The 12,498-nt window shown below is 69.4% G+C and carries 10 protein-coding genes; 3 read left to right on the top strand and 7 right to left on the bottom strand.

Annotated elements, in window-relative coordinates; genetic code table 11:
* Nucleotides 1–133: 133 nt before the first annotated feature.
* A complete protein-coding gene (locus E9232_RS22495) occupies nucleotides 134–1,537 on the bottom strand; it encodes an aminotransferase-like domain-containing protein (protein WP_309797693.1) in 1,404 nt (467 codons plus the stop codon).
* Between the two features lie 88 nt (nucleotides 1,538–1,625).
* On the opposite strand from E9232_RS22495, the gene E9232_RS22490 reads away from it, so the two are divergent.
* The gene (locus E9232_RS22490) at nucleotides 1,626–2,522 is read left to right on the top strand and encodes a DMT family transporter (RefSeq protein WP_309797692.1); all 897 of its coding nucleotides are present in this window, start codon (nucleotides 1,626–1,628) and stop codon (nucleotides 2,520–2,522) included.
* Here E9232_RS22490 and E9232_RS22485 read toward each other — a convergent pair.
* The 5 genes from E9232_RS22485 to E9232_RS22465 all read right to left on the bottom strand — a co-directional run bounded on the left by E9232_RS22485 (nucleotide 2,519) and on the right by E9232_RS22465 (nucleotide 7,158).
* Nucleotides 2,519–3,439 (bottom strand): LysR family transcriptional regulator, encoded by a 921-nt coding sequence (locus E9232_RS22485; RefSeq protein ID WP_309797690.1) that lies wholly within the window; start codon nucleotides 3,437–3,439, stop codon nucleotides 2,519–2,521. The genes E9232_RS22490 and E9232_RS22485 overlap by 4 nt on opposite strands.
* 250 nt (nucleotides 3,440–3,689) lie before the next feature.
* Nucleotides 3,690–4,667: a magnesium/cobalt transporter CorA gene (gene corA / locus E9232_RS22480; protein ID WP_309797688.1), complete on the bottom strand. Its 978-nt coding sequence runs from the start codon at nucleotides 4,665–4,667 to the stop codon at nucleotides 3,690–3,692.
* Nucleotides 4,668–4,955: 288 nt separating this feature from the next.
* Nucleotides 4,956–5,459 carry a universal stress protein gene (locus tag E9232_RS22475; protein ID WP_309797686.1) on the bottom strand — a complete coding sequence of 168 codons (504 nt, stop codon included), beginning with the start codon at nucleotides 5,457–5,459 and terminating at the stop codon, nucleotides 4,956–4,958.
* Nucleotides 5,460–5,484: 25 nt separating this feature from the next.
* Nucleotides 5,485–6,234 carry a TIGR02186 family protein gene (locus E9232_RS22470; protein ID WP_309797684.1) on the bottom strand — a complete coding sequence of 250 codons (750 nt, stop codon included), beginning with the start codon at nucleotides 6,232–6,234 and terminating at the stop codon, nucleotides 5,485–5,487.
* Nucleotides 6,235–6,237: 3 nt separating this feature from the next.
* A complete protein-coding gene (locus tag E9232_RS22465) occupies nucleotides 6,238–7,158 on the bottom strand; it encodes a sulfite exporter TauE/SafE family protein (RefSeq protein ID WP_309797682.1) in 921 nt (306 codons plus the stop codon).
* Nucleotides 7,159–7,397: 239 nt separating this feature from the next.
* Here E9232_RS22465 and E9232_RS22460 point away from each other — a divergent pair, with 239 nt between their 5' ends.
* Both E9232_RS22460 and E9232_RS22455 read left to right on the top strand, forming a co-directional pair.
* Nucleotides 7,398–8,573 carry an efflux RND transporter periplasmic adaptor subunit gene (locus tag E9232_RS22460; protein ID WP_309797680.1) on the top strand — a complete coding sequence of 392 codons (1,176 nt, stop codon included), beginning with the start codon at nucleotides 7,398–7,400 and terminating at the stop codon, nucleotides 8,571–8,573.
* Nucleotides 8,574–8,597: 24 nt separating this feature from the next.
* Nucleotides 8,598–11,723: an efflux RND transporter permease subunit gene (locus tag E9232_RS22455; protein WP_309797678.1), complete on the top strand. Its 3,126-nt coding sequence runs from the start codon at nucleotides 8,598–8,600 to the stop codon at nucleotides 11,721–11,723.
* Nucleotides 11,724–11,772: 49 nt separating this feature from the next.
* Here E9232_RS22455 and E9232_RS22450 read toward each other — a convergent pair whose 3' ends face one another.
* The gene (locus E9232_RS22450) at nucleotides 11,773–12,438 is read right to left on the bottom strand and encodes an HD domain-containing protein (protein ID WP_309797675.1); all 666 of its coding nucleotides are present in this window, start codon (nucleotides 12,436–12,438) and stop codon (nucleotides 11,773–11,775) included.
* Between the last annotated feature and the right edge of the window lie 60 nt (nucleotides 12,439–12,498).

The raw sequence follows: 12,498 nt of genomic DNA, 5'->3' as shown, positions 1-12,498 counted from the left end.
ACAGAAGGGCGCCTCCAGGGGCGCCCTTCTGCATTGTGTAGGTTAGGTTCGCTCTTGCGAACCCAACATCCTGCAGCCGGGTCCATTGTTGGGTTCGCAAGAGCGAGCCCAACCTACAAACTCTGCGGCATCCTCACCCCCGCATCGCCTCCTCCAGCACCGTGAAGATCCGGGGGCTGGCGCATTGCGCGACGTTGAAGCGCAGGAAGCGGCCGGCGGTGCGCGACGGGCTGAACACGTCGCCCGGCGCCAGCACCACGTCCAGCGCCAGGGCGCGGCGCGCGACATCCGCCGAATCCAGCCCGTCGGGCAGGGCCGCCCACAGCAGCATGCCGCCGCGCGGCTCGACCCAGAGTGTCAGCCCCAGCGCCTCGAGCCGCCGCCGCGTCTCGCCCATCGCCCGCGCCAGCTTGCCGCGCAGCCCCTCGACATGGCGGCGGTAGCTGCCGTCGGTCAGCAGCCGGTGGACCAGCCGGGCCGCCACCGCGCCGCTGGCGAAGCCGGTGGCCAGCTTCAGGTCGATCAGCCCCTCGATCCAATCCGGCCGCGCCGCGATGAAGCCGCAGCGCACCGCCGCCGACAGGGTCTTGGAGAAGCTGCCGACATGGATCACCCGGTCGAACCCGTCCAGGGCGGCCAGCCGCGGCGACGGCTCGATCTCGAAATCGGCGAAGATGTCGTCCTCGATCACGATCAGGTCATGCGCCTCGACCAGCATCAGCAGCCGGTGTGCCACCGCCGGCGACAGGCTGGCGCCGGTCGGGTTGTGCAGCGCCGCGTTGGTGACGTACAGCCGCGGTTTGTGCTCCGCCGCGGCCCGGGCGAAGGCGTCGAGGTCCGGGCCGGCCGGGGTGCGCTTCACGCCGACCACCTTGACCCGATGGGCCCGCAGCACCGCCAGGAAGTTGAAGTAGCAGGGGTCGTCGACCAGCACCGTGTCACCCGGCTGCAGCAACAGGCGGCAGACAAGGTCGATCGCCTGGGTGCCGCTGTCGGTCAGCAGGACCTGGCCGGACTCGGCGGCGATGCCGCGCTCCGCCAGGCGGCCGGCCAGATGGTGGCGCAGCGGCGCGAAGCCGAGCGGCGAGTCGTACTCGACCAGGCCCGCGGTGTCCGACCGGGCCAGGGCCCGCAGGGCCCGCCGGATGGCGGCGTCGGGCATCCAGTCGGCCGGCAGCCAGCCGCAGCCGGGCTTCAGCGCCGGCCCGCCCTCCTCCAGTGCCTGCCGCATGATCCACAGCGGGTCGATCTCCCGCTCCGGCCGCCTGCCGGGTTCGGCCAGGGCGAAGGGCTGGGCCTGCCGGGTGACGTAGAAGCCGGACCCGGCGCGGGCAGCGATGGCCCCGTCCGCCGCGAGCCGGTCATAGGCCTCGACCACGGTCGATTTGGACACGCCCAGCGTCTCGGCCAGGCGGCGGATCGACGGCACCCGGGCGCCCGGCACCAGGACCCGCGCCGCGATCCGGTCGCGGATCGTCTCCATCACCATGACCACCAGCGTGGTGCCGGGCTTCGGCTCGGGGGCGAGGTCGAGCATCCGTACCGGACTCCGGATCAGTACAGTTCGTCAGAATTGTACCTTACCATGTCTGGCGCGTCCTGTCCGAGGCGGCCAGGGTGCCGGCATGAAAACGGCAATCGCGACCATCAACGCCCCGTCCAGCGACGCCGCGGCGGGCTGGATCAACGGCCTGCTCGGCGTTCTGATCTTCAGCGGCTCGCTGCCCGCGACCCGGCTGGCGGTGTTCGACCTCGACCCGCTGTTCCTGACCGTGGCGCGCGCGGCGATCGCCGGCCTGCTCGCGGCGGCGCTGCTGCTGGTGCTGCGGCCGCGCCGGCCCGAACGGTCGGACATCGGGCCGCTGGTCGTGACCGCGCTCGGCGTCGTGGTCGGCTTCCCGCTGCTGACCGCCATCGCGCTGCGCTACGTCACCTCGGCCCACGCCATCGTCTTCGTCGGGCTGCTGCCGATCGCGACGGCGGTGTTCGGCGTGCTGCGCGGCGGTGAGCGGCCGCGGCCGGCCTTCTGGGCGTTCTCGATCCTCGGCGCCCTGATCGTCGGCGCCTATGCCCTGCGCCAGGGGGGCGACGCCTCGGCGTTGGGCGACGGGCTGATGCTGGCGGCCATCCTGGCCTGCGGCCTGGGCTATGCCGAAGGCGCCCGGCTGTCGCGGCGCCTCGGCGGCTGGCAGGTGATCTCCTGGGCGCTGCTGATCTCGCTGCCGCTGTCGCTGCCGGCGACCCTGCTGACCCTGCCGGGGTCCTGGGGCGCGATCGGCTGGCCGGCCTGGGCGGCGCTCGGCTACGTCTCGCTGTTCAGCATGCTGATCGGCTTCATCTTCTGGTATCGCGGCCTGGCCCTGGGCGGTATCGCCGCGGTCGGCCAGCTGCAGCTGCTGCAGCCCTTCTTCGGCTTTGCGCTCGCCGCAGCGCTGTTGCATGAGCCGGTGGGCTGGTCCCTGGTCGGCTGCGCCGCCGCCGTCGTGCTCTGCGTCGCCGGGGCCAAGCGTTTTGCCCGCTAGGCCGGACCTTCGCTGCGCAGCGCCGCGGCCATCCGACGGACATGCTCGATGAAGCGCCGGGTGGCGCCCAGCGGCTCGACTCCGCGGCGGGCCAGGTGCAGCGGCGCGGTCAGGGCCGGGCGGTCGGCCAGACGCAGGGTGGCGATGCCGCCGGTGTCCAGCCGGCACATCGAGGCCGGCACGATCGACACGCCCAGCCCGGCTTCGACCAGGCTCAGCGTCGACACCATCCGCGGCGCCTCCTGCGCGATGCGCGGGCTGAACCCGGCGGCGCGGCAGGCGGCGATGATCGAATCATAGAGGCCCGGCCCGCTCGGGCGGCGGTACAGCACGAACGGGATCTCGGCCAGGGCGGACAGCGGGATGACGCCGGGCCCCGACGCCAGGGGGTGGCCGGCCGGCACCGCCACCTGCATCTCCTCGTCCAGCAGCGGCTCGACCACGAGGTCGGCGGCCTCGCCGACCGGGGAGCGGATGAAGGCCGCGTCCAGCCGCTCCGCCCGCAACGCCTCGACCAGCTCGCCGGTGCTGCTCTCCTCCAGCGCCAGCGCGACCTGCGGCGCCGCCTCGCGGAAGCCGCGGATGGCGGCGGAGACGAAGGGGTGGAAGGCGGCCGAACTGGTGAAGCCGATGGCGATCCGCCCCTCCTGGCCCAGCGCCACCCGGCGCGCGGTCTCCAGCGCACGGTCGAGATGGGCCAGGATGGCGCGCGCCTCGGCCAGCAGGGCCAGGCCGGCCTCGGTCGGCTGCATGCCGCGGGGCAGGCGGCGGAACAGGATGACGCCGAGCTCCTGCTCCATCGCCTTGATCTGCTGGCTCAGCGGCGGCTGCTGGATGCCCAGCCGCTCCGCCGCGCGGGTCAGGTGGCCCTCCTCGGCCACGGCGATGAAGTAGCGGAGATGACGCAACTCGATCATCGGCATATCCGTGGAATATGGGGCGGCGAACCGCAATACGCCCACTGTTATGCCGACGCGGTCCGGTTGGCCACGGTTGCGATCGATACGGTCGCCAGCTCGGCCGCGAGACCGTTCGAGAATGCGCTGGTGTGAGTCGGCTGGTGGTGGTGTCGAGAACCGGCGCGCAGCGGACGTTTGGGTCCGTGAGCACCGGAAGCGCAGAAACCGCCATCAGACGGCCGCACCAGTAGCATTGTCGAATGGGCTCCTACAGCCAGCCCTTCCGCTTGAACCAGAAGTAGGGCAGCACTGCGGACAGGATCATCAGCGCGATCGCCCAGGGATAGCCCAGCAGCCATTGCAGCTCCGGCATGTTGGTGAAGTTCATGCCGTAGATGCTGGCGACCAGGGTCGGGGGCAGGAACACCACCGCTGCCACCGAGAAGATCTTGATGATCGCGTTCTGCTCGATGTTGATCATCCCCATCGAGGCGTCGAGCAGGAAGGTGATGTTGTTGCCGAGATAGGTGGCGTGGTCGGTCAGCGACAGCACGTCCCGGCTCAGGCTCTTCAGATGGATGCGGAACGCCTTGTCCTTGGTGGCGTCGCCGACCGCCAGGAAGCTCAGCAGCCGGGCCAGGCTGACCAGACTCTCGCGCACCTTCGACACCAGGTTCTGGCTGCGGCCGATCAGCTTCAGATTGGCCTCCAGCTCCTCGTTGGTGGTGCGCTTGTGCACGGCCTCATGCACCTTGAAGATGCGCTGCGACAGGGCGTCGACCTCGGTCGCCACCCGCTCCAGGATGTCGGCGGTGCGGTCGACGATCGCCTCCAGCAGGCCGATCAGCGTCGCCGAGCCCGAAGGGCACAGCATCGGCTGGCGCTCGGCATGGGCGATGAAGCCGGCGAAGGATTTCGGCTCGGCATAGCGGATGGTGACGAGAGTCTGGCCCTTCAGAACGAAGGTGATCGGGGCGGTGCCCGGCGCATCGGTCTCGGTGGCGAACAGGACGCTGGCGGTCATGAACATCGCGCCGTCTTCCTGGTACAGCCGGCTCGACGCCTCGATCTCCTGCATCTCCTCGCGGGTCGGCAGCAGCAGGCCCAGATGCTGCTCGGAGAAGTGCTCTTCCTCGGGCGTCGGGTTGAACAGGTCGATCCAGACCGCATCCGGCGGGAAGGGGGCGCCGGCCGACGGGTCGATCGTCGCGAAATGGGCGTTGGAAAGCGTATAGGCACGCAGCATCGCGGTGCTTCCTCTGCGGGCCGGCGCACCGTGCCGGGCCGGAGGCCCGCGCTGCCCTAGCGGGTCACCCCGGCCGGTCCGATGCCCGGCCGTCCGTCATGTCTCGGGGCGATCCGGGTCGATCGCCCGTCCGGTTCGATGGCACCCCTGGCGGGGCGACTGTCAGGGTCGTCCATGTCTCGATTCGTCGATGGCGGCATCGGGCCCGTTGCGGCACCCGTTGCCCGTCTTGGCTCGGATGCCACTGCGGGCCGGCGGCGTCAAGCGCCGGCAGGCCGCAGAGGGTGTTCAGGTCAGGGCGTCGATCGCGTCGGTGGACAGGTTGCCCGGCACGATGGTCAGCGGCACCCGCAGCTTGGCCATGCCCCGGCTGCTGGTCAGGTACTGGATCAGCGGGCCCGGTCCGGCGGAGGAGACGGTGTCGGCGCCCAGCACCAGCACCGAGATCGAGGGCTCCTCTGCGATCAGGGCGATCAGCTCGTCGCGCGGCGCGCCCTCGCGGATGTGCAGGATCGGGATGGTGCCGGTCAGCTGGTTGACCTCGCGCGCCACCCGCTGCAGCCGCTGCTCGGCGTCGTTGCGGGCCTCCTCGCGCAGCACGTCCTCGATCGCGCCCCAATGCTGGATTTCGCTGGGGCTCAGGACATGCAGCAGGGCGACCCGGCCGGCGGTGTGCTGCGCCCGCCGGCAGGCGTAGCGCAGGGCCGCCCGCCATTCCTCCGAATTGTCGACGACCACGAGGAAGATGCGCGGCATCTCCTTCTGCGGGGTCTCTGGGGCGTTGTCGGTCATGGCACCCTCTGGGTTGGAAAGACGATCAGGCGCGGCGGAAGACGACGCTCGCCAGCCAGCCGGCGGCGACGGCGACGAGAATGGCGGCCAGCCCGTACAGGGCCGATTCGCGGTGGGCGAAATCATAGATCTCGGCACCCAGCCCGACCTTGCCGACGATCAGCGGCGTGGTCTGGGCGTCGACCACCTGGCCGTTCCGGAACAGATAGGCCTCGACCTGGTACTGCCCGGTCGGGACGTTGGCCGGGAAGTCGATGCGGGTCCGGAACAGCCGGCCGCTGAGGAAGCTGACCTGGCCGGTCTCGGTGACATAGAGGCTGCGGCGCTGCAGGCCGCGGATCAGCGCGCCGCGATAGGCGGCGACGGTTTCGGGGCTGGCGTCGTTGGCGTCGGCCGTCGCCAGCTGCAGATGGTTCAGCCCGATGCCGATGCGGTCCAGCACGCTGGCCGGCGCCAGCTCCTCCAGCGGCTTGCTCGACGCCACGGCGTAGAAGCCGGGCACGCCGTTGAAGCTCATGCTGGCCTGGTTGATCCAGATGCCGGCGACGCGGTCCTTCTCGCGCACCGTTGCCCGGTCGACCGGGCCGCGCACCACCACCGCGACATCGCCGTTGCCTTCGGTGGCGCCGAACAGCAGGACGCGGGTGCCGGTGAAGCCGGTGTTGATGGCGATGACATGGTCGGACAGGTCGGCGACCAGGTCCTGGGCGCGGCTCTCGCGGGGCAGGAAGGCCGCGGTCCACAGGAGGGCGGCGAGCAGCAGCAGGCGGGCCAAGACTCAGCCCCCCCGGCGCATGGCGATGGTGAACAGGTCGGGCGGCGTCCCCATCAGGTCGAAGGCGACCTTGACGCAGATGATCAGCACCAGCGTCGCCAGCAGGGCGCGGGCCTGGTCGCCGCGCAGCCGGCCGCTGGCATGGGTGCCGAACTGCGCCCCGATCACCCCGCCGGCCAGCAGCAGCAACGCCAGCAGCACGTCCACCGTCTGGTTCTGGAAGGCCTGCAGGAAGCAGACCAGGGCGGTGGTGAAGATGATCTGGAACAGCGAGGTGCCGGCGACCAGCGAGGCCGGCATGCCGAGCAGGTAGATCATCGCCGGCACCAGAATGAAGCCGCCGCCGATGCCCATGATCGCGGTCAGGAATCCGCCCAGCGCGCCGATCGCCAGCGGCGCCAACGCGCTGATGTACAGCCGCGACTTCGGGAACCGGGTCTTGAACGGCAGGCCGTGGAACCAGCCGTGCTTGTGCAGCTTGCGCCGCTGCCCCGGGGTGCGGCGGTAGCGCAGCATCGAGCGCACGCTTTCGAGCAGCATCAGCGCGCCGACCGATCCCAGGAAGATCAGGTAGAACAGGTTGATGGCGAGGTCGATCTGGCCGAGCGCCTTGAGGATGCCGAACAGCCAGACGCCGAGCACGCTGCCGACGGTGCTGCCGGCCAGCAGCACCAGCCCCATCTTGACGTCGACATTGCCGCGCCGCCAATGCGCCAGCATGCCCGACACGCTGGCCGCGACCAGCTGGTTGGCCTGGGTGCCGACGGCGACCGCGGGCGGGATGCCGATGAAGATCAGCAGCGGCGTCATCAGGAATCCGCCGCCGACGCCGAACAGGCCGGACAGGAAACCGACCAGCCCGCCCATGCCGAGAATCAGCAGGGCGTTCACCGACACCTCGGCGATCGGCAGATAGACTTGCATCGGGGCGGGTCCGTCCTGTCTCCGTCCGGCACCTTAATCGGTGCGGCGGCGGATGCGAAGGCTAATGGCAGCGAAAACAAACGGATGCAACGGCGGCAGGGCTGGTCGGTTACCCATGCCGTTCATGCATGTATGTTTCGAATTATGTCATCTGTAACAGTCTGGTGTATGTTGCGCTGCCTTTCGATTCTTGCTCGGCCCCGATAAGACGGATCGGCTGCCAGGGAACAGGTCTCCACATGATCCTCCGTTTCTTCCTGGTCGGGGTGGCCCTCGTCCTCGTCGTCGGTGCGCTTGTCGGTATGAATGTCATGCGTGAGAAGGGCACGGCCGACTTCTTCGCCAACATGCAGATGCCGCCGGTCACCATCTCCGCGGCCAAGGTCGAGGCGAAGACCTGGACCGACTATCTCGAGGGCATCGGCACGGTGGCGGCGATCGAGGGCATCGAGGTCGCCTCGGAAGTGCCGGGCATGGTCAAATCGATCGACTTCAAGGCCAACGACACGGTCAGCGCCAGCCAGCGGCTGGTGCAGCTCGACGACACGGTCGACCAGACCGATGCGCGGCTGTACCAGGCGTCGATCGACCTGGCCAAGCAGACGCTGGCCCGGGTGTCGACGCTGCGCTCGCGCGGCAATGCCCCGCAGGCCGATCTCGACAATGCCAATGCCGACCTGCTGAAGACCCAGGCGCAGCTGTCGCGCGCCCAGGCGATGATCGAGAAGAAGGCCGTGGCGGCGCCCTTCGCGGGCATGGTCGGCATCCGCAAGATCGATGTCGGCCGCTACGTTGCCGCCGGCGACCCGCTGGTGACGCTGCAGCGCCTCGACCAGGTCTATGCCGACTTCACCCTGCCGGAACAGGCGATCAGCCGCGTCAGCCAGGGCCAGAAGGTCGAGGTGCGGGCCGACGCCTTCCCGAACGAGGTGTTCCGCGGCGAGGTCAGCGGCATCGAGCCGGTGATCGATTCGGCCAGCCGGATGGTCAAGGTGCGGGCGACCATCGACAATCCCGGCCTCAAGCTGCGCCCCGGCTTCTTCGCCAATGTCCGGCTGATCCTGCCGGAACGGCCGGACGTGGTCACGGTGCCGCAGACCGCCATCACCTACAGCCTCTATGGCGACACGGTCTTCGTGATCCGGGAGAAGAAGGCCGAGGCCGGACAGCCGGCGCAGCCCGAGCCGCAGGCGGCGGCCGGCGGCGGCGCCCACGCGCCGGCCGGGCCGGCGCTGGTGGTCGAGCAGGTGTTCGTCCGCGTCGGCCAGCGCCAGGGCAGCATCGCCGAGATCCTGGAGGGGCTGAAGGCCGGCGACCAGGTCGTCACCTCCGGCCAGCTCAAGCTGCAGAACGGCTTCCCGGTGGTGGTCGACAACTCGGTCGATCCCACCCGTCCGCCGCAGGCCGGCTCCTAAGCCCGGCCGGGAAGGGGGAACGCCATGAACTTCACCTCGATCTTCATCCGCCGGCCGGTGCTGGCGTCGGTGATCAGCCTTCTCATCCTCCTGCTCGGCCTGCAGGGGCTGTCCACCTTGCCGGTGCGCCAGTTCCCGAAGACGGAAGAGACGGTGATTTCCGTCACCACCTCCTATCCCGGCGCCAATGCCGACCTGATGCAGGGGTTCATCACCACCCCGATCGCCCAGGCCGTGGCCAGCACCGAGGGCCTGGACTACGTCACCTCCTCGTCCGTCCAGGGCCTCAGCACCGTGTCGGTGCACATGAAGCTGAACGCCAATCCCGATGCGGCGCTGACCGAGGTCCTGACCAAGGTGCAGCAGGTCCGCAACGACCTGCCGACCGAATCGAAGGATCCGGTGGTGGTGAAGGGCACCGGCAACGACGTCGCCATCCAGTATCTCTCCTTCAACAGCGACCGGATGTCGCCGGAGGAGGTGACCGAATACATCACCCGCGTGGTCCAGCCGCAGCTGGCGACAACCGAAGGCGTGGCCGAGGCGAAGATCCTCGGCGCCAAGAGCTTCGCCATGCGGGTGTGGGTCGACCCGCTCCGCCTCGCCGCGCGCCAGGTCACGGCGGCCGATGTGGTGACCGCGATCAGGTCCAACAACTTCCTGTCGGCCCCGGGCCGCACCGAAGGCGAGCTGGTCACCTTCGCGATCCGCACCGACACCACCTTGCGCACCGCCGAGGCGTTCGGCGATCTGGTCGTGCGGTCGTCCGGCGACAACATCATCCGCCTGAAGGATGTGGCGAAGGTCGAGCTGGGCAGCGAAAGCTACGACGCCCGCGTCACCTTCGACGGCAAGGAGGCGATCTTCGTCGCCATCAACCCGACGCCGGCGGCGAACCCGCTGGTGACGGCGGAGAATGTGCGCGGCACGATGGAGACCATCCTCCGCCAGATGCCGGAGGGCATGAGCGGCCAGATCGTCTACGACGCGACCAAGTTCATCGAGGAATCGATCTACGAGGTCGGCAAGACCATCCCCGAGGCGGTGGCGATCGTCGTGGTCGTCATCCTGCTGTTCCTCGGATCGTTCCGGGCGGTGATCATCCCGGTCGTCACCATCCCGTTGTCGCTGATCGGCGTGCTGTTCTGCCTCTACGTGCTGGGCTATTCGATCAACACCCTGACGCTGCTGGCCATGGTGCTGGCGATCGGCCTGGTGGTCGACGACGCCATCGTCGTGGTCGAGAACATCCACCGCCACATCGAGGAGGGGCTGACGCCCAGGCAGGCGGCGCTGCAGGGCGCAGGGGAGATCGCCGGGCCGGTGGTGTCGATGACCATCACCTTGGCGGCCGTCTATGCGCCGATCGGCTTCGCCACCGGCCTGACCGGGGCGCTGTTTCGTGAATTCGCCTTCACCCTGGCCGGCGCCGTGATCATCTCGGGCATCGTCGCGCTGACCCTGTCGCCGATGATGACCAGCAAGCTGCTGAAGCCGCATGGCCAGGGGGCCGGCCGGTTCCAGCGTGTGGTGGACCGCTTCTTCACTGGGCTGCAGGGCTGGTACCAGCGGCGGCTGCACCATTCGCTGAACTACCGCCCGGTCACCGTCTTCATGGGCGTGGTCCTGCTCGGGGCCACGGCCTTCCTCTTCCTCAAGACGCCCAGCGAGCTGGCGCCGAAGGAAGACCAGGGCTTCATGTTCATGATCATGAACGGCCCGCGCTACGCCAATCTCGAATACATGAACCGGTTCAGCGACAAGCTGATCCAGGATCTCAACGGCATTCCCGACAAGGACAAGATCTTCCTGGTCTCGGGCTTCGACGGGCTGTCCTCGGCCTTCGGCGGCATGGTGTTCAAGCCCTGGAGCGAACGGACGACCACGGCCGCGGCCCAGGAAGCGGCGGTCCAGGCCGCCCTGTCCGCCATCGCCGGGGTGGAAGGCTTCGCCGCCACGCCCCCGGCCCTGCCGGGGTCGGGCGGCGGCCCGCCGATCCAGTTCGTCATCAAATCCCCCGGCTCTCCCGAACAGGTCTATGCCCTGGCCGAGCAGGTGGCGAACGAGGCCCGCAAGAGCGGCATGTTCATCTTCGCCAGCGCCACCCTGTCCTTCGACCGGCCGGAGCTGTCGGTCGAGATCGACCGCAACAAGGCGGCGGCGCTGGGCATCGCCATGGCCGACATCGGCACCACGCTGAACGTGATGCTGGGCGGCAACGACATCGCCCGCTTCGACCGCGACAACCGCAGCTACAAGGTGATCCCGCAGGTCGCCCAGGCGGACCGCCTGAACCCGGAGGAGCTGGACAAGTACTTCGTGCGGTCCAGCGGCGGCGATCTGGTGCCGCTGTCGTCCCTGGTCAAGCTGAAGACCCAGGCCACGGCCAATGCCTTCTCCCAGTTCAACCAGCTGAACAGCTCGACCATCCAGGCCGTGCCGATCCCGAACGTGGTGACGCTGGGCCAGGCGCTGGACTTCCTGAAGGACACGGCCAATCGTGTCCTGCCGCGCGGCGTCTCCTACGACTACGAGGGGGATTCGCGGCAATACGTGACGGAAGGCAACACCATCATGATCGCCTTCCTGTTCGCGGTGATCGTGATCTTCCTGGTGCTGGCGGCGCAGTTCGAGAGCTTCCGCGACCCGCTGATCGTCATGATGTCGGTGCCGCTGTCGATCTTCGGCGCGCTGGCGGTGTTGAATGTCGGCGGGATCCTGCATGGGATGCAGCTCGCCGACCTGCCCGGGGCCAGCCTGAACATCTACACCCAGATCGGGCTGATCACCCTGGTCGGGCTGATCACCAAGCACGGCATCCTGATGGTGGAGTTCGCCAACAAGCTGCAGGAGGAGCAGGGGCTGTCGCGGCGCGACGCGATCGAGCAGGCGGCGGCGATCCGCCTGCGGCCGATCCTGATGACCACGGCGGCGATGGTGCTGGGCGTGGTGCCGCTGCTCTATGCCAGCGGCGCCGGCGCCGCGGCGCGCTTCTCGATCGGCCTGGTGATCGCGTCGGGCATGTCGATCGGCACGCTGTTCACCCTGTTCGTGGTGCCGATGGTCTACACCTTCCTGGCGCGCGACCATCACCGCGTGGTCGAGGACGACGCGCCGCCGGCGCATCCGACCCCGACTCCGGCGGAATAGCCGGCCGCCCGGCACAAGGGCCCGTCCCACCGGACGGGCCCTTCCTCGTTCAGGCGCGGCCGTCGATCTCGGCCAGGAAGCGGTCCAGGAACTCGCGCAGCACCACGGTCCGCTCCGCCGCGATCCGGCGGCCGGTCGCGGTCAGCATGCCGTCGGCGAGGCCCAGCAGCTTGGTCCGGAAATGGTCGATGGCGAAGCGGCGGTCGTCCAGCGGCCGGTGTGCCGCAGCCGGATCCTCGCCATCGTACAGGGCGTGGCCCAGCCGCCCCGACACGGCGAAGGCGCGGGCGATGCCGACGGCGCCGATCGCATCCAGCCGGTCGGCGTCGCGCAGGATCCGCGCCTCCGCCGTCCGTGGCGCGATGCAGGCGGAAAAGCTGTGGGCTTCGATCGCATGGCTCACGCCGGCGATCAGGCCCTCGTCCCAGCCCCAGCTGCGCAGCAGGTCGGCGGCGGCCACGGCCGACAGGCGCGACGCCTCCGCCCGGCGCGGGTCGTTCTTCTCGATCGCGACCAGGTCGTGCAGCCAGCAGGCGGCGGCCAGCACCAGGGGATCGCCGGCTTCGGCCTCGTCCGCCGCGATGGCGCGGGCATTGGCCCGGACGCGGCGCAGATGTGTGAGGTCGTGCGACCCGTCGCCGGCGGGCACGGCCGCGGTGGCCACCGCCTCGAGGCGGGCTTCGGCGTCCGCAAGGTCGATCGTGGGGCTGGTCATCATCGGTCCGGCGGTGGAAACCGGCCGGACGATAGAGGTCGAATCGCGGGTGGAGAAGCG

Source organism: Inquilinus ginsengisoli, assembly GCF_031453975.1.
In the GTDB taxonomy this organism is placed as follows: domain Bacteria; phylum Pseudomonadota; class Alphaproteobacteria; order DSM-16000; family Inquilinaceae; genus Inquilinus; species Inquilinus ginsengisoli_A.
Note: the sequence above shows the minus strand (reverse complement) of the source record. Positions and strands in the feature narration are given on the sequence as shown.